This window comes from Bacteroides sp. 1001136B_160425_E2 (genome assembly GCF_015559655.1).
GTDB lineage: Bacteria > Bacteroidota > Bacteroidia > Bacteroidales > Bacteroidaceae > Bacteroides > Bacteroides luhongzhouii.
Genome location: NZ_JADMQH010000008.1, coordinates 48,553 through 63,963, shown reverse-complemented (window position 1 = coordinate 63,963; position 15,411 = coordinate 48,553). Strand labels below are relative to the sequence as shown.

18 protein-coding genes are annotated in these 15,411 nt (G+C 42.9%); 11 read left to right on the top strand and 7 right to left on the bottom strand.

Going from position 1 to position 15,411, the window contains the following annotated elements; genetic code table 11:
* Nucleotides 1–11: 11 nt before the first annotated feature.
* On the bottom strand, nucleotides 12–215 hold the full coding sequence (locus I2I04_RS09620; protein WP_195654895.1) for a hypothetical protein: 204 nt from the start codon (nucleotides 213–215) through the stop codon (nucleotides 12–14).
* Between the two features lie 159 nt (nucleotides 216–374).
* Between I2I04_RS09620 and I2I04_RS09615 the strand changes: the two genes are divergently transcribed.
* The 4 genes from I2I04_RS09615 to I2I04_RS09600 all read left to right on the top strand — a co-directional run bounded on the left by I2I04_RS09615 (nucleotide 375) and on the right by I2I04_RS09600 (nucleotide 5,009).
* The gene (locus I2I04_RS09615; RefSeq protein ID WP_143258326.1) at nucleotides 375–674 is read left to right on the top strand and encodes a nitrous oxide-stimulated promoter family protein; all 300 of its coding nucleotides are present in this window, start codon (nucleotides 375–377) and stop codon (nucleotides 672–674) included.
* A gap of 18 nt (nucleotides 675–692) precedes the next feature.
* Complete coding sequence (locus I2I04_RS09610) at nucleotides 693–1,424, top strand: SDR family NAD(P)-dependent oxidoreductase (protein ID WP_143258321.1); 732 nt, start codon at nucleotides 693–695, stop codon at nucleotides 1,422–1,424.
* Between the two features lie 116 nt (nucleotides 1,425–1,540).
* The gene (locus I2I04_RS09605; protein WP_004314772.1) at nucleotides 1,541–1,807 is read left to right on the top strand and encodes a zinc ribbon domain-containing protein; all 267 of its coding nucleotides are present in this window, start codon (nucleotides 1,541–1,543) and stop codon (nucleotides 1,805–1,807) included.
* Nucleotides 1,808–2,255: 448 nt separating this feature from the next.
* Complete coding sequence (locus tag I2I04_RS09600) at nucleotides 2,256–5,009, top strand: PAS domain-containing hybrid sensor histidine kinase/response regulator (protein WP_195654894.1); 2,754 nt, start codon at nucleotides 2,256–2,258, stop codon at nucleotides 5,007–5,009.
* Between the two features lie 39 nt (nucleotides 5,010–5,048).
* On the opposite strand, the gene I2I04_RS09595 is transcribed toward I2I04_RS09600, so the two are convergent.
* Entirely contained in the window at nucleotides 5,049–5,312 is a 264-nt protein-coding gene (locus tag I2I04_RS09595; RefSeq protein ID WP_143258314.1) for a GNAT family N-acetyltransferase, read from the bottom strand.
* A 22-nt stretch (nucleotides 5,313–5,334) separates the two neighbouring features.
* The gene (locus I2I04_RS09590) at nucleotides 5,335–6,648 is read right to left on the bottom strand and encodes a TIGR01777 family oxidoreductase (protein WP_195654893.1); all 1,314 of its coding nucleotides are present in this window, start codon (nucleotides 6,646–6,648) and stop codon (nucleotides 5,335–5,337) included.
* Nucleotides 6,649–6,821: 173 nt separating this feature from the next.
* Here I2I04_RS09590 and I2I04_RS23410 point away from each other — a divergent pair, with 173 nt between their 5' ends.
* The 3 genes from I2I04_RS23410 to I2I04_RS09575 are packed head-to-tail and all read left to right on the top strand — an operon-like array spanning nucleotide 6,822 to nucleotide 8,851.
* Nucleotides 6,822–6,947, top strand: coding sequence for a hypothetical protein (locus I2I04_RS23410; RefSeq protein WP_255436032.1), 126 nt, complete (start codon nucleotides 6,822–6,824; stop codon nucleotides 6,945–6,947).
* Between the two features lie 12 nt (nucleotides 6,948–6,959).
* Nucleotides 6,960–7,940, top strand: coding sequence for a lytic transglycosylase domain-containing protein (locus I2I04_RS09580; protein ID WP_143258306.1), 981 nt, complete (start codon nucleotides 6,960–6,962; stop codon nucleotides 7,938–7,940).
* A gap of 41 nt (nucleotides 7,941–7,981) precedes the next feature.
* Entirely contained in the window at nucleotides 7,982–8,851 is an 870-nt protein-coding gene (locus I2I04_RS09575) for an ion transporter (RefSeq protein ID WP_195471608.1), read from the top strand.
* 3 nt (nucleotides 8,852–8,854) lie between these two features.
* On the opposite strand, the gene I2I04_RS09570 is transcribed toward I2I04_RS09575, so the two are convergent.
* A complete protein-coding gene (locus I2I04_RS09570) occupies nucleotides 8,855–9,223 on the bottom strand; it encodes a DUF2809 domain-containing protein (RefSeq protein WP_143258298.1) in 369 nt (122 codons plus the stop codon).
* A 175-nt stretch (nucleotides 9,224–9,398) separates the two neighbouring features.
* Between I2I04_RS09570 and I2I04_RS09565 the strand changes: the two genes are divergently transcribed.
* The gene (locus I2I04_RS09565; protein ID WP_143258293.1) at nucleotides 9,399–10,067 is read left to right on the top strand and encodes an MgtC/SapB family protein; all 669 of its coding nucleotides are present in this window, start codon (nucleotides 9,399–9,401) and stop codon (nucleotides 10,065–10,067) included.
* A gap of 175 nt (nucleotides 10,068–10,242) precedes the next feature.
* Entirely contained in the window at nucleotides 10,243–10,776 is a 534-nt protein-coding gene (locus I2I04_RS09560; protein WP_195471596.1) for a dihydrofolate reductase family protein, read from the top strand.
* A gap of 362 nt (nucleotides 10,777–11,138) precedes the next feature.
* Here the strand turns inward: I2I04_RS09560 and I2I04_RS09555 are convergent, their stop codons facing one another.
* The 3 genes from I2I04_RS09555 to I2I04_RS09545 all read right to left on the bottom strand — a co-directional run bounded on the left by I2I04_RS09555 (nucleotide 11,139) and on the right by I2I04_RS09545 (nucleotide 13,703).
* Nucleotides 11,139–11,912 carry a TIGR03915 family putative DNA repair protein gene (locus I2I04_RS09555; RefSeq protein ID WP_143258290.1) on the bottom strand — a complete coding sequence of 258 codons (774 nt, stop codon included), beginning with the start codon at nucleotides 11,910–11,912 and terminating at the stop codon, nucleotides 11,139–11,141.
* Between the two features lie 24 nt (nucleotides 11,913–11,936).
* Nucleotides 11,937–13,208: a putative DNA modification/repair radical SAM protein gene (locus tag I2I04_RS09550; RefSeq protein WP_143258289.1), complete on the bottom strand. Its 1,272-nt coding sequence runs from the start codon at nucleotides 13,206–13,208 to the stop codon at nucleotides 11,937–11,939.
* Between the two features lie 318 nt (nucleotides 13,209–13,526).
* Nucleotides 13,527–13,703 (bottom strand): histone H1, encoded by a 177-nt coding sequence (locus I2I04_RS09545; RefSeq protein ID WP_004301965.1) that lies wholly within the window; start codon nucleotides 13,701–13,703, stop codon nucleotides 13,527–13,529.
* Between the two features lie 147 nt (nucleotides 13,704–13,850).
* On the opposite strand from I2I04_RS09545, the gene I2I04_RS09540 reads away from it, so the two are divergent.
* Together I2I04_RS09540 and I2I04_RS09535 are read left to right on the top strand one after the other, a co-directional pair.
* Nucleotides 13,851–14,498, top strand: a complete 648-nt coding sequence (locus I2I04_RS09540; RefSeq protein WP_004314088.1) for a helix-turn-helix domain-containing protein — start codon at nucleotides 13,851–13,853, stop codon at nucleotides 14,496–14,498.
* 223 nt (nucleotides 14,499–14,721) lie between these two features.
* Nucleotides 14,722–15,354: a hypothetical protein gene (locus I2I04_RS09535; protein ID WP_143258286.1), complete on the top strand. Its 633-nt coding sequence runs from the start codon at nucleotides 14,722–14,724 to the stop codon at nucleotides 15,352–15,354.
* The last annotated feature ends 57 nt before the right edge of the window (nucleotides 15,355–15,411 follow it).

Sequence of the window (15,411 nt, the reverse complement as noted above, 5' to 3'; positions counted from 1 at the left end):
CAGACTGTTAATCATTTCATCAGTCGTTTAGGTGAGCCATGCCACGAACAACCCAGACAGAAAACTTCTGTCAAGTCGAAACCCTCCATCGAATCTTCCGGATACTTGGGAACAACTTCACCATTTTCGAGCACATAGACCAGTAGCCTTTCACCCTGCTCATTCTTCACATACATAGCCGCAATCTTACATTGCGGACACAATAACTTTTTCATTCCGCAAAGATACAGATTGTTTCCGTCAACAACAAGCTCTTCGAAAGATGTTTCAAAAAACCAATAGAAAAAGAAAGAAGGTACATTTTAACAGAATACGCCTGTGTTTCTGCATAATCTTCGCTATCTTTGTCAATCCAAAGTGTAAAGAAGAAAGAGATGAAGGAATCACGCATCGCACACGAAAAGAAAACAGTAGAGTTAATGATCCGCCTCTATTGTCGGAAAAAAGAAAAAAACAACATTCTTTGTACCGACTGTGAAGAGTTGCTTCGCTATGCGCATGCCCGTCTCGACCGTTGTCCGTTTGGAGAGAAAAAGGGTGCATGCAAAGAGTGCACGGTACATTGTTACAAGCCCGTCCTGCGCGAACGAATGCGACAGGTAATGCGTTTTTCCGGACCGAGAATGTTGTTCTATGCACCCTGGCAAACCATACGACATTTATTGAACCTATAACTTACTAAAAAATCAGTAATGAGAAAAGCCATTATCATAGGGGCCACCTCCGGTATCGGACAAGAAGTTGCAAAATGCCTGTTACTGGAAGGCTGGAAAATCGGAGTAGCCGGCAGACGGCAATCTTCTCTCGAAAATTTGCAACGGGCAGCACCGGATCAAATTCAAATCCAAGCATTGGACGTAACCCAAGAGGACGCAAGCGAAAAGCTGAATCTGCTCATCGACAAACTAGGCGGCATGGATTTGTTTCTTCTTAGTTCCGGCATCGGTTTCCAGAATATGGACATGAATATGGAAGTAGAACTGAATACAGCACGTACCAATGTAGAAGGCTTTATCCGGATGGTAGATACCGCTTTCATGTACTTCAAGAAAAACGGAGGCGGACACCTGGCCGTTATCAGTTCCATTGCCGGAACGAAAGGCCTCGGAGTTGCTCCTGCCTATTCTGCCACCAAACGTTTTCAAAACACTTATATAGATGCGCTCGAACAACTGTCATACCTGCAAAAACTACATATCCGTTTTACCGATATTCGTCCCGGATTTGTTGCCACCGATTTACTGAATGACGGAACGCATTATCCACTGCTGATGGACGCCGCCAAAGTGGGCCGTCATATCTCCTGGTCGCTGAAGCGGAAACAACGGGTGGCAGTAATCGACTGGCGCTACCGGATTCTGGTGTTTTTCTGGAAAATGATTCCCCGCTGGATGTGGAAACGCCTGCCGGTGAAAACAAATTAACCCCAAAAGTGAACAAGCCAGGAAATGAACAGGTAATTAGCAAGATCGGACAACTCCTATTCCAACAATTCTACCTATATTTGTCCTGTAACATAAATTTATAATCTAACAAAAAGATGGAACAAAAAATTTGTCAAAGTTGCGGTATGCCGATAGACGACTCAACTTTTGGAAAAGAAGCAGACGGTAGCAAGAATCAGGATTATTGCCACTATTGCTATGCGGACGGACATTTCACAAAAGAGTGTACAATGGACGAAATGATCGAACTCAACCTGAATTATCTGGATGAGTTCAATAAAGACTCGGAAGTGAAATACACGGTGGAAGAAGCACGTAAAACGATGAAAGAGTTCTTTCCACAGTTGAAGAGATGGAAATAATATGTAATAAATATAAACTTTCAGAGAGAAGCGTATCTCTGAAAGTTTATATAAAAAAAACGAAGCGTTTTTTCTCTTCCGGTCATACACCGGTTCGCTAAAATTCTATATTCCACGTATAGACATCTGCGTTCAAGTCAAAATCCTTAAATTTCCCATTACTAATCGTTTATTCACAAAAAGCATTCAATCACAGATTACCTTTCTTTTTTTCACTATTATGCAGTAATTCAAGAGATATGTTAGCAATCAGGATACATTCCTGTGAATTTGAGCAAAACCGTAATTATCCCTTATTTCAGTTTTTTCGTTCATTATTTCCTTTTCTCTATTGTTTTTATTACATTTGTAAGTAAGGAGTATATTGCAGTGATAAAAAACAATGTACGTACACTCTGCAACTAAATTTCCCATTTAACCCGACAGACGAAAATAAACAACAACTAAAATGAATGAAAAGGAAACTCTTCCCAGTGAAAACAACCAAACAATCTTCGAACAAGAAATAACCGAATTAATACACGAGAAAGTTCTGTTTGCGGAAAGTATATATGCCCGCCTGCCAATAAGCATAGAGATGTATGACACGGACGGCGTTTTACGTTTCATCAATGACCACGCATTGAAAATGTATGGAGTGAATGACCGGAATAGCGTAGTAGGCACAGTCAACCTGTTTTCCAGTCCTTATATGGATGAGCAGCTCAAAGCCAGAATACAAGGTGGGGAAGAAAATATAATGCTGGAATTTGAGTATGATTTCAACCGCATCAATGAAGACGAGTATTTTACGACTCATAACAAGAACAGCATGATTTTCGAAGTCCAGGTAATCCCCTTATGGAATAAAGCAGGAGACATCATCGGACATATGCTGCTCTCCAACGACAAAACAGTGGTAAAAGAAACGGAATTCCGGACAGAAGAAAACAAGAAAAATCTGGAGATGGCGATGGAGGCCGCAAATATGTCTTCCTGGGTATATGATGTCCGCAAAAAAACATTCAGTTCATTACATGGTACGTCCATTGTGAAAGAAAAAATGACATTGGACGAATTATTGGATATATTGCATCCACAGGACTGTGAACAGTTGCGCCTCGTGTTTTCACAGCTAATAAATAAGGAAATCGAAAACGGACAAATCACCTTACGCTTCTTCGATGAAGCCGAAAAACAATATCGCCACTATGAAAGCAGAATGCGTCTATCGGCCGAGCACATGGGGAAATTATTGATTATCGGAACCCAGCTGGACATTACCGAAAGATTACAAATGGTAAAGAAAACGCAGGAACTGATGACCAAACGCGAACTTGCCATGCAGGTGAGCAATATCATTCACTGGGATTTCGATGTACGTAGCCAGAAATTCGAGTCCTACCACGACCCTATCAACGATTACGCAAGCAACAAACTGCTCTCCATCACAGAATATATGGAAGTCATCCATCCCGATGACCGTTCTGCCGCCTATGACGCCATGCAATCTATGCTTTCGGGAAAAGAGATCACTATCAATTTCACCTGTCGCATACAAACAAAATACGACGATTCATGGCAGTACTGCAACATCCTGGGCGTACCTTTTGAGAAGGATGAAGACGGCAACAACATACGCTTCACCGGTTTCCGCCAAAACATATCCAAACTTCACCAACTGGACGAGGAAGTAAAAGAAAGAAACTACAAAATGGAGCTCACTTTCAAGACTATCGGAATGTCTTACTGGGATTTTGATGTCCTGACCAGGCAGTTCAAAGCATTCAACGACCCCGTCAACGACTATCACCCGGAAAGGACCATCACGCCGAACGATTACATGGAAGTTACCCATCCGGAAGATTGGGACTGTGTTTGCAAACATATCGAATATATGATTCGGCGAACAGACAAAGAATTCAGTTTCCAGTACCGTTCCAAAAGTAAATGGGAGAATGAATGGCAAACTCTGATTGTAACGGGAATCCCCGTGGAAAGAGATAAAAAAGGAAACGTCACCCGCTATACCGGTATCAAGTTCAACAATACAAAATGGGAAAAGATGGCGCAGGAACTGAAAGAGCTGAAAGAAAAAGCGGAACTTTCCGACCGGCTCAAATCTGCCTTCCTCGCCAATATGAGCCATGAAATACGTACGCCTCTGAACGCCATTGTAGGCTTCTCCGGTCTGATGGTGCACTGCGATGACCCGTCCGAAAAAGAAGAATACATGAATATCATCGAATCGAACAACGAATTGTTGCTACGGCTCATTAATGATATCCTCGACCTTTCCAAAATAGAATCGGGAATTCTCGAACGTAAAAGGGAGAAATTCAATCTGTCGAAAGTCTGCAACGAGCTGTATATGATGATTCAACAGAAAATGACTAATCCCGACGTGAAACTCTTTGTTGACAATCCTTGTTCGGACTGCTGGATATTTCTCGATGTCAACCGCCTGAAACAGGTATGGATGAATTTCCTTACCAATGCGGTGAAATGTACCCACGCAGGATTTATCAAAATGGGATATAGTATAGAAAACGAAGGAATACGATTCTATGTACAGGATTCGGGTGTCGGTATCCCGGTGGAATTGCAGGATAGAGTATTCGGTCGTTTCCAGAAGCTCAACGAATTTGCACAAGGCACAGGGCTCGGACTGGCCATTTCCAGAGCAATCATAGAGGGCGCAGGAGGAGAAATCGGCTTTACTTCCAATCCAGGTATCGGTTCCACTTTCTGGGCATGGGTTCCCTGTAAAATAGATACACAGGAGAATGGTGAAATACAAGATAGTAAAAATACGTCTGCGACACCGGCTCCCGCACAGCAAATACCTTCATTGAGCGAAATCAACAAGAAAGATTTCAAAGTACTGATTGCTGAAGATAACGACAGTAACTTTTCTTTAGTGCAGCACATTCTCTTCAAATACAATCTCACACGAGTAAAAAATGGAGTGGAAGCGCTTGAGAAGTTGCGCAACGAACAGTATGACATCATCCTTATGGATATGAAGATGCCGATTATGGGCGGACTCGAAGCAGTACGAAAAATCAGGGAATTCAATACCACAGTTCCGATTATCGCCCTGACAGCTTACGCATTCGATTCTGACAGAGCGAGTGCCATGGAAGCAGGTTGCAACGCATTCCTCACCAAACCATTAAGCAAAAGCCAATTATTAGGACTTTTTTCTACCAAATATCAATAAAAACACAAACAATTCTGTTGACGCCATTCGGACAACGGTTTACCCCAGTTCCGGATGGCGTTCCAACCACTTTACCGCGTAGGAACAAGTGGCTTTTGGTTTCATCTCATTGGTTATTGCATAGTCGTACGCAGCTTTTACCAGCGCAGCGGCTATTCCGCGCCCTTCTATCGGACGGGGCACGACGGTATGAATAATGTCGAGAGAATCACCTAAGAGGCGATATTGTACAAAGGCGGTGCGACCGTCTACTTCAGTCTTGAACAGTTTCTGTTCGGGTTGATGAATAATTTCGTAATCCATAATCTATATTGTTCAAAAGTTTTCAAAGTTGCTCTATCCATTGCAACCGGTTTGTATCGTAACCACGACGTTCGGCAGCAGTGACAAGTTTCTTTTTGATTTCCTCGGGCAGCTGCGGCGTGCGGCTTAGTATCCAGAGATATTTATCGGTACTGCTACCTACAAGGGCATAGTTGTAATTCTCTTCATCCAGCTCCAATATGTAATAATCAGAGTAGAAATTAAGGAAAAAAGAGACTTTCAGTTTACCCGGTTGCGCGGGATCGGATATCTTGGCGTGTCCGTTGGCAGTCTTGCAGATATCGTAAGGGGAATTGCGCTTGCACCCTCGGTTCTCCACACGAATCGTGCCGTCAGAACGAAGCGTGTAAGTGGCTGTGACATCTACCAGTCCGTGTTCAAAACGGTTCTCGTAGCGGGCTATTTCGTACCAAAGTCCCATATATCGGTTCAAGTCGAGAGAGGTAACCGTACTGTGGTCCGTACCTTTAAAAAGACGTTCGACAGTAGGGATGGAAAAACGAAACCCGGCTTCTGTCAGACGTGTCGGGCGGACTTTCTGACCGGCTGTCAGGAAGGAGGCCGCTTCACCGTAAAATATACGGAAAGCCCGTTGCGGAGCAATAATCGTTGTCCATGCCTGATAAGCTTTTCCCATCTCACGGGTAAAAGAATATTGTGAAATCTGTTGCGGAGCTACCAGATTATACACACCTCGCGTTTCTTCGTGAGTGATAAAAAACTCCATGGCGCGACAAAGGTCGTGCATGGCTATCCACGGAAAAGCCTGAGTACCAGGACCGATGGTGGTAGCTACCTTTGTGGTTTGCAAAGGGCGAAGCATCTGCTGCATCGCCCCTCCATCCGGAGAAAGCACTACACCAAAGCGTGTAATGACGAGCCGGGTAGGTTCGGGACAATGTTTAGCTTCTTTCTCCCATGCATAACAAAGATCGGAAAGAAAACTGTCGCCGCGGGTACGGGTATATTCGTCCGCTTCTACTTCCGGAGGATAATAGCCCACAGCGGAAGCTGAAATCATCAGTTTCGGTTTTGTCTTGACAGCATTTAATGCACGGATAATACGATGCGTCACCACAATGCGGCTGTTGAACAATTCCTGTTTGTACTCCGGTGTCCAACGCTTATTAATGGGTGCGCCAGCCAGGTTGATGATTACGTCGCAATGCGTCAATGTCTGAATCAAATGTCCGGACATACCTTCGCGGAACATCGATCTTCCCAAGGGAATAATCCGGTGTCCGCCCTTTTCTGTGAGATAGTTGGAAAGATGTTTACCTATATATCCGGTAGCTCCGGTCATTGCTATATTCATCTTGATTCATTATTTATTTTAACTCTATTAGAAAAACGTATAAAATGCAAGAAAAGTTCTTTGAAAAAAACAAAATGGGATTATCTTTGCAAGATAGACTTTAGCACTGAAAGAAAAAAATCTCTGAACTGACTGACAAAGAGAGAGAAAATTTGTTCTATCAAATAAAGGAGATGATGAACGACATCTACAAACAGGGCGGACGGAATACAGAAAGCGATCTGCTTGGCGAGAATGGCAAGTATGTGAACAGTCCAACAAAGTCTGAACAAGAAACTGAATTATATCAACTGAAATAATGAAATAAATAAATGAAGAAACAAACTAAAATCAACTATATTCTTACACTTATATTAGTATTTTGCATCGGCGCATCCATGCCTATATTGACAGGCAGCAGCCAGGTGACCGAACAACATTCCGCTAAATCGGAAGTACCTTATTGCGTCACCTCGCCCACCGTTCCCGCCCAGGTTACCTTTGACGGGGAAACCATTGACCTCCGCCGCTATGACCGCCGCGAACGGATGGATCGTGAAATGATGGCTTTCACCTATATGCATTCCACCACCATGCTACTGATAAAACGTGCCAACCGGTATTTCCCCCTCATAGAACCGATACTGAAAGCCAACGGCATCCCCGACGACTTCAAATACCTGATGGTAATCGAAAGTAACCTGAACAACATCGCCCGCTCTCCGGCAGGAGCAGCAGGGTTGTGGCAGTTTATGCCCGCCACCGGACGGGAATTCGGACTGGAAGTGAACGACAACATAGACGAACGCTACCACATTGAAAAAGCAACCGTAGCCGCCTGCAAATATTTCAAACAAGCGTATGCCAAATATGGAGACTGGATGGCTGTCTCCGCCGCCTACAATGCCGGACAGGGACGTATCTCCTCCCAACTCGACAAGCAATTGGCAAGTCATGCCATGGACTTATGGCTGGTAGAAGAAACTTCCCGCTATATGTTCCGCCTATTGGCAGCCAAAGAGATACTCAACAACCCGCAACGTTACGGATTTCTGCTGAAGCGGGAACATCTATATCCGCCTATTCCTTACAAAAAGGTGACTGTCACCACTTCCATCGATGATTTGAATGATTATGCCAAATCACAAGGTATCACTTATGCACAACTCCGTGATGCCAACCCCTGGCTGCGCGACACCTCATTAAAAAACAGGACCGGAAAGACATACACCCTCTATATTCCTACACAAGAAGGAATGTATTACGATCCGAAAAAAACAGAGGCTTACAATAAACAATGGGTCATTGACTGAAAAGCCTCTCCTTAACCTCTTCTCCAAAAATTTCATTTAGTATGAAACTGAAAGAAAGAATCCATCGTTTTTTACATGACGAAAAACTGAAACGAAAGTTGTATGTCATCATCTTCGAATCGGACACTCCCGCCGGGAAACTGTTCGACGTGATTCTTATCGGTTGTATTCTGGTCAGCGTACTGCTTGTCATCATCGAAAGCCTGAAAGGACTTCCCAGCTTTCTGACGACTCCGTTCGTTATTATGGAATATCTTTTCACCGCCTTCTTTACTTTCGAGTACTTGACGAGAATCTACTGCTCGCCCCGTCCCCGGAAATACATATTCAGCTTCTTCGGAATCGTAGACTTGCTGGCCACCCTTCCTCTCTACATCGGACTGCTCTTCCCCGGTGCACGCTATCTGCTCATCATCCGTGCTTTCCGCCTGATACGGGTATTCCGTGTCTTCAAGCTCTTCAACTTTCTGAATGAGGGCGAACGACTGCTCACCGCCTTACGCGAAAGCAGCAAGAAGATTGCGGTATTTTTCTTATTTGTCGTCATCCTGGTGACTTCCATCGGCACACTGATGTATATGATTGAAGGAACACAACCCAACTCACAGTTCAACAACATTCCGAACAGCATTTACTGGGCTATCGTCACCATGACTACCGTAGGCTATGGAGACATTACCCCCGTCACCGGTCTCGGGAAGTTCCTTTCCGCCTGTGTCATGCTAATCGGTTACACGATTATTGCCGTACCGACAGGGATTGTATCCGCCTCCATGATGAAAGACTACAAACGCAGAAGAGACAAAGAATGTCCCCACTGCCATCGTTCGGGACACGAAGACAATGCCGAGTTTTGCAAATATTGCGGACATCATCTGAATCCATCCGAAACAGACGTGGAAAAGAAATAAATTTTATGACTTATGCTGAAACAAACGCTCGAATAAAACAATAAATACACATCCCGCCGCATAACAAGCTATATCCGCCCAATCGAACGTAGAGCCCAAAATGATTCTGGCTGCATGGTTGGTAATGCCCAACATCTCTACCAACTGGAAGTATTGCAACACTTCTACAAAACAAGCAAAAAGAAAGACATAAAACGGCATCCGAGGAATTCCTGTCGGGAGAAATATTCTCACAAAACTATACACCAGGACTACCACCAGCATATCTCCGACATAAGGACGTATGAAATTATCACGTACATACAAAGCTATCAGCACCTCTATACAAAAGATCAGCAAAAAGCTGATTATATAAAAAAATCTTTTCTTCATTATTCACTCAATCACAGGATTAAACATTCATTTGAGTCTGCGAATATACGATAAAATGAAACGGATACATTCAAATATTACTAAATTAATGACCCCTAAAGGAGAAATAATTGTATATTTATAGTTCCAAGTATTTTTCCACAAACAATAAAAAAGTAGAAAGGAGATTGAACACATGATGTTGAACATAGATTTCGTAATTCGTTTATTGGTCGCCGGAATACTGGGGGCGATCATCGGACTGGATCGTGAATACCGTGCCAAAGAGGCCGGATACCGTACTCATTTCCTCGTATCGCTAGGCAGTGCCCTGATTATGATTGTTTCTCAATACGGATTTCAGGAGATTATAAAAGAAAGCAGTGTCACGCTTGATCCCAGTCGTGTGGCGGCACAAGTCGTCAGTGGTATCGGATTTATCGGTGCGGGAACCATCATCTTCCAAAAGCAGATTGTACGCGGACTGACTACCGCCGCAGGAATCTGGGCAACAGCCGGTATCGGACTGGCAGTAGGCGCAGGAATGTACACCATCGGCATTGCTGCCATGGTATTGACCCTCATCGGACTGGAATTACTTACTTACCTGTTTAAAAGCATCGGAATGAAAAGCTCGATGGTTTCTTTCTCTACTACCAACAAAGACACTCTGAAACAAATAGCGGACAAATTCAACTCTAAAGACTACCTGATAGTCTCTTACGAAATGGAAACATTGCATAAGGGTGAAGCAGAGTTTTATCAGGTGAGTATGGTCATCAAGTCGAAACGAAATAACGATGAAGGACATTTGCTTTCATTGATACAGGAGTTTCCGGAGGTAACAGTGCAGCGAATTGAATAATTGAAGAAATAAAGAATCGAAAAACTCAAAAAGCCCCTTTACAGAAAGATAAAAGAGAAACAAAAACAGAAGAAGCAAAGAAAAGCAAAGGAATGAAATTATAATCGTTTTATGTATCTTTGCGGCGATTAAAAGAAAAAGTATAAAAAACAAGTAAACATTCATTTTGGATAGCATGAAAAAGGTTGTGTTATATATTGCAATGAGTCTTGATGGATATATCGCAGATTGCAAAAAATCCGTGAATTGGATAAAAGGACAAGATGATTCCGTAGAAATGCAGGATACCTATTCGGCTTTTTTCGACAATGTAGACACTGTCATCATGGGAAAAAAAACCTATGAACAAATAACAACGGAGCTATCACCCAGCAGATGGCCGTATTCGGGAACTATAACCTATGTCTTTACTCATGATGCATCGATGACTGACACAATGGATATAAAATTTACAAATGCCGATCCATGCCAACTTGTCAATAAACTTAGGAAAGAAACAGGAAAGAATATCTGGATTTGCGGAGGAGCTGATATTATAAATCAATTGATGAAAGAAGATTTAATAGATATATTCCATATCTCAATCATACCTGTTATTCTTGGTGGAGGCACAAAGTTATTTGAAGAAACAGGTGGTATGATAAATTTGAGGCTAGTTAATACATTAAATTATAATGGAGTGATTGAGGTTGTTTACAAGCGCAGATAAACTCCATCTCTTCATCTCTGCGACAGTTTTTATATCAATCCATTGTTCTTTGGAGCAATATAAGATTATCGTCGTTTCTGAAAGAGTTCCCTAACAACATCGCATTATGATAGAAAACAGCCATTTAAATCATTTTATTGAATCACAGATAAAATTTGAATATCTGTCTGTTCCTTCCAAAGCAATTCTTTTGGAGGAAGAAAAAGTTGCGGAAAAACTCTATCTAATCCGTAAAGGCTGTTTTTCTATAATGAAGGGAAAGGTATTACTTTCCAGTTCTTTTTTGAGGGGGATATTGTCTCCTCATTCGATGGTCTATATAAACGCACGCCGAGTCTTTTCTATTTGGAAAGGATGGAACTCTATTTCTGCTTTTCCGTCAGATACTTCCAATAACGTACAGGCATATCTTGCCTATGCTTTCTTGGATTGATACGTTCTTTGATACAAATGGCCTTGAAATAAGTTTTCCAGAGTTGTTGGAAAAGCTTCTCATCCTTGTCCATCAGACTTTCATCCAGCATCCCCGTAATCAGATGGGATTCACGGCTGTCATCATCAAACGAGATGGTCGTCACTTCTTGCAAGTCATAATAAAAACCATAACGGCGTTTCATGTCGTAAATAATCCACTTCTGATCGGCAAAACGGTCTTTGAAATGGTGGACGGTAAGAGGAAGCGCATTATACTGCGGTTCGAAAGCCGCAAAGAATGTACCATCCGCAGCTTTCTGAAAACGGACAAACTGCATCAGGTGCACACGTTCGCCATCCACTTTCTTCCATATTTGCGCCAATTGCAAAACGTCCGGATCGCCAAAATTGGTTTCGATGGAACGGGGTGAGTCGATCGCTTTACGGATATAACGAAAAATAAGCATCCCTACCTCCGGAAGCTCCGACAGCCAACTTTGTGTGAGGCAGCCCAAAGCAGAAACAGAGACTTTCTTCTGCAATCCCCGCCACACACGCCCGGCCTTTTCTTCATCGGTGACTACGGTATGTAACTCATCATAAAATAAGGGTAAAGCATCTCCTTCCGACAATAAGTCATCAGGAAAGGTCTTGCGGAAATAGGCGTCGAACACGGCAGTCAGCAGACCATCAAAGGTTTTATCGTAGATATAAATATTCACTTGTTATATTTACTATTTGATAATTTACGATTCGCCAAAATCAAGTAACAATTGGCGTTCATCCACTTTCTTTTTCGGTTTCGGCAGCAATAAGCTACGTACCCGTTGCGGTGAAAGTTCGTTCACGGTCTGCATTTGGAGAGGCAGCTCTTTGCAGGTGATGAAATATTGCGCCTTCTTCATCACCACTCCTATCTTCTTTAGTTCATAAAAACCCAGTCGCGAAAAACGGCGGGAAGCGACAATCAGCTTCGCCGACTTCACTCCCACTCCCGGCACACGGAGCAACATTTCGTAGTCCGCTTTGTTGATGTCGACAGGAAACTGCTCGGGATGACGCAAAGCCCACGAGAGTTTCGGGTCTATCTCGAGGTCGAGATCCGGATAGGCATCATCCACAATTTCGTCCACCTTGAATTGGTAAAAACGCAATAACCAGTCAGCCTGATAGAGCCGGTTTTCACGTACCAAAGGCGGTTGCTTCAATGCCGGAAGACGTTTATCATACGTATTCACAGAAACGTAGCCCGAGTAATAGACACGCTTCATGGTCGGCCGGCCGTAAAGAGCCGACGAAAGGAAAAGAATATCTTTATCCGACTCGGAGGTAGCTCCCACAATCACTTGGGTACTTTGTCCCGCAGGCGCGAAACGGGGTGCATGGCGAAACTTCTGCCGTTCTTCCTTACTCTCCAATACACCTTGCTGAATATATTTCATCGGAGCAAATACACTTTTATGATCTTTCTCCGGCGCAAGGAGTTTCAGGTTTTCTTCTTTGGGAATTTCGACGTTGACACTCAAACGGTCGGCATACAGCCCGGCCTCATTCACCAATTCACGACTGGCACCGGGAATACTCTTGAGATGAATATAACCGTTAAACCGGTACACTTGCCGCAAATCTTTAGCTACACGCACCAGTCTCTCCATCGTATAATCCGGATTGCGGACCACTCCGGAACTAAGAAACAGCCCTTCAATGTAGTTACGACGATAGAATTCCATCGTCAGTTCCACCAATTCCGAAACGGAAAATGTAGCGCGGGGAAGATCGTTGCTACGACGGTTGATACAGTAAGCACAGTCGTAGATACAATAATTGGTAAGCATGATTTTCAATAGCGAGATACACCGTCCGTCCTCGGCAAAGCTGTGGCAGATTCCCCATCCTCCGACAGTGTTTCCCAGCGTGCCCGGCTTATTGGAGCGCACCGTACCACTGGAAGAACAGGAAACGTCGTACTTGGCAGATTCCGCAAGTATCTTCAGTTTAGCTAAGACGTTTTCGTTCATAATTCCCAATCTTGATTCTTTTCGCAAATATACGATTTAATTTGAGATGCGCATAGAGGAAAAAAGTTTTGCAAGCCCAACAAACAACAATATTGCAAATGAAGACTCCACCGTATTTAGCATTAACATAAAAAGGAAGCAGAAGCTTAATACTACTCATATATTTTTGGGGTGCCACATACAAACATACACCTTTCTATCTAAATCATCATCACTATCCGTGCTAAAACAACTAAAAAGTCATTTCGCATAAAAATAGAAAGAGGGCATATCGCTTCACGATATGCCCTCTTTTTCGATATCTTAGTAGTCTTCTAATTATTTCTTAGAAGCTTCCAAAGATGCTTTACGGAATTCTTTCATTGCTTTTTCGATTTCCAAAGAAGCTTTACGAGCACGAGTTCCTGCTGCTTTGTTACCGTTTTCGATCTGCGCGTTAGCATCTTTTGAGAAGTCAGCATAAAGAGCTGCTACTTTTTCTACCAATTCTTTCATAATCCTTTTATTTTTTTCGTTAATAATGTGCCGCAAAAATACACTGTTTCCCGAAATAAAAGCATAAAATCAATATTTTTTTTGAAATAATCTTCGAAAAATATCTAAAAAAGGGGCTTTTCACCATTTTTACCTACCTTTGTAGCCATGAAACTGCTTACAGATACCGATTATATACATGCATTGATTGCTGAAGGAGAGCACCAGCAACAGGACTTTAAATTCGAAATTTCCGACGCACGCAAAATTGCCAAAACACTCTCGGCTTTTGCCAACACGGACGGAGGAAGATTACTTATTGGCGTAAAAGACAATGGCAAAATTGCGGGAGTACGCTCCGAAGAAGAAAAATATATGATTGAGGCCGCCGCACAACTTTATTGCGTACCGGAAGTGGAATACACATTACAAACATATATAGTGGAGGGACGGCAAGTGTTGGTAGCGACCATCGAAGAGACTCCGCATAAACCAGTTTACGCCAAAGACGAAACAGGGAAACCTCTAGCCTATCTCCGTATCAAGGATGAAAACATTCTGGCAACACCTATACATCTCCGTGTATGGCAACAAAGCGACAGCCCCCGTGGCGAACTGATCCGTTACACCGAACGTGAACAGCTACTGCTCGAACAACTGGAACATGGCACTTTACTCTCACTCAACCGCTACTGTCGCCAAACCGGACTTTCACGACGTGCCGCTGAACATCTGCTCGCCAAATTTGTCCGTTATGATATTGTGGAACCCGTATTCGAAAATCATAAATTCTACTTCCGAATAAAAAACGAATAACCACAAACAATATTTAAATGATTACCGGGCACAAAAGAAAGCCGGCATTCAAAGTCCTGTTTTTAAGAAAGAGTCTATGCCGGACATCGAAAAGGACTTGGAATGTTGGTGAAAACCAACTGTTTTTGTACCTTTGCACGGAAATTGACAGATGGTAGTTATGTTATATACCTTCCATGCGCTCAAATAGTAAATTGTAAATAATAAAATTGTAGAGATAACAATGGGCTTATTTGGTTTATTCAAGAAAAAATCCGATGAAACGAAAGTCGGCAATGTAGAAGATTTCATATCACTGACCCGGGTGTATTTCCAGTCAGTGATCGCCACAAACCTAGGTATCACCAATATCCGATTCCTGCCGGACGTAGCTAACTTCAAACGTTTGTTTAAAGTGCCTACTCAAAACGGCAAACTGGGATTGGCCGAAAAGTCTGCCTCACGCAAAATGCTGATGCAGGATTATGGGTTGAACGAGAATTTCTTCAAGGAAATCGACGCTTCCGTGAAACGTAACTGCCGCACTCAAAATGATATTCAATCTTATTTATTCATGTATCAGGGATTTTCTAATGATCTGATGATGTTGATGGGAAATCTGATGCAGTGGAAGTTCCGTATGCCGTCGATCTTTAAAAAGGCTTTGTATGGTATGACGCAGAAAACGGTACATGATGTTTGTACCAAGATGGTGTGGAAGGCGGATGATGTGCATAAAACGGCTGCGGCTGTCCGTCAATACAAAGAGCGTCTGGGGTACTCGGAACAGTGGATGACGGATTATGTGTATAATATCGTTCTCCTTGCCAAGAAGGAGCCGAAACGGAAGGATGACGACACGGAAACGAAAAAATGAGTCGCGTTAAATGTTAGAAAAGCGTAAAGATTAATACGATAGAGAAAGCGGGGGTTT

What these genes read in the sequence shown, in the direction of transcription:
- I2I04_RS09590 (WP_195654893.1), bottom strand. Translation starts at nt 6,648, where the DNA reads ATGAATATAGCAATGACCGGAGCTACCGGATATATAGGTAAACATCTT.
- I2I04_RS09545 (WP_004301965.1), bottom strand. Translation starts at nt 13,703, where the DNA reads ATGAAAGAATTGGTAGAAAAAGTAGCAGCTCTTTATGCTGACTTCTCA.
- I2I04_RS23410 (WP_255436032.1), top strand. Translation starts at nt 6,822, where the DNA reads ATGATGAACGACATCTACAAACAGGGCGGACGGAATACAGAAAGCGAT.
- I2I04_RS09565 (WP_143258293.1), top strand. Translation starts at nt 9,399, where the DNA reads ATGATGTTGAACATAGATTTCGTAATTCGTTTATTGGTCGCCGGAATA.
- I2I04_RS09540 (WP_004314088.1), top strand. Translation starts at nt 13,851, where the DNA reads ATGAAACTGCTTACAGATACCGATTATATACATGCATTGATTGCTGAA.
- I2I04_RS09560 (WP_195471596.1), top strand. Translation starts at nt 10,243, where the DNA reads ATGAAAAAGGTTGTGTTATATATTGCAATGAGTCTTGATGGATATATC.
- I2I04_RS09535 (WP_143258286.1), top strand. Translation starts at nt 14,722, where the DNA reads ATGGGCTTATTTGGTTTATTCAAGAAAAAATCCGATGAAACGAAAGTC.
- I2I04_RS09570 (WP_143258298.1), bottom strand. Translation starts at nt 9,223, where the DNA reads ATGAAGAAAAGATTTTTTTATATAATCAGCTTTTTGCTGATCTTTTGT.
- I2I04_RS09595 (WP_143258314.1), bottom strand. Translation starts at nt 5,312, where the DNA reads ATGGATTACGAAATTATTCATCAACCCGAACAGAAACTGTTCAAGACT.
- I2I04_RS09575 (WP_195471608.1), top strand. Translation starts at nt 7,982, where the DNA reads ATGAAACTGAAAGAAAGAATCCATCGTTTTTTACATGACGAAAAACTG.
- I2I04_RS09550 (WP_143258289.1), bottom strand. Translation starts at nt 13,208, where the DNA reads ATGAACGAAAACGTCTTAGCTAAACTGAAGATACTTGCGGAATCTGCC.
- I2I04_RS09615 (WP_143258326.1), top strand. Translation starts at nt 375, where the DNA reads ATGAAGGAATCACGCATCGCACACGAAAAGAAAACAGTAGAGTTAATG.
- I2I04_RS09600 (WP_195654894.1), top strand. Translation starts at nt 2,256, where the DNA reads ATGAATGAAAAGGAAACTCTTCCCAGTGAAAACAACCAAACAATCTTC.
- I2I04_RS09580 (WP_143258306.1), top strand. Translation starts at nt 6,960, where the DNA reads ATGAAGAAACAAACTAAAATCAACTATATTCTTACACTTATATTAGTA.
- I2I04_RS09605 (WP_004314772.1), top strand. Translation starts at nt 1,541, where the DNA reads ATGGAACAAAAAATTTGTCAAAGTTGCGGTATGCCGATAGACGACTCA.
- I2I04_RS09620 (WP_195654895.1), bottom strand. Translation starts at nt 215, where the DNA reads ATGAAAAAGTTATTGTGTCCGCAATGTAAGATTGCGGCTATGTATGTG.
- I2I04_RS09610 (WP_143258321.1), top strand. Translation starts at nt 693, where the DNA reads ATGAGAAAAGCCATTATCATAGGGGCCACCTCCGGTATCGGACAAGAA.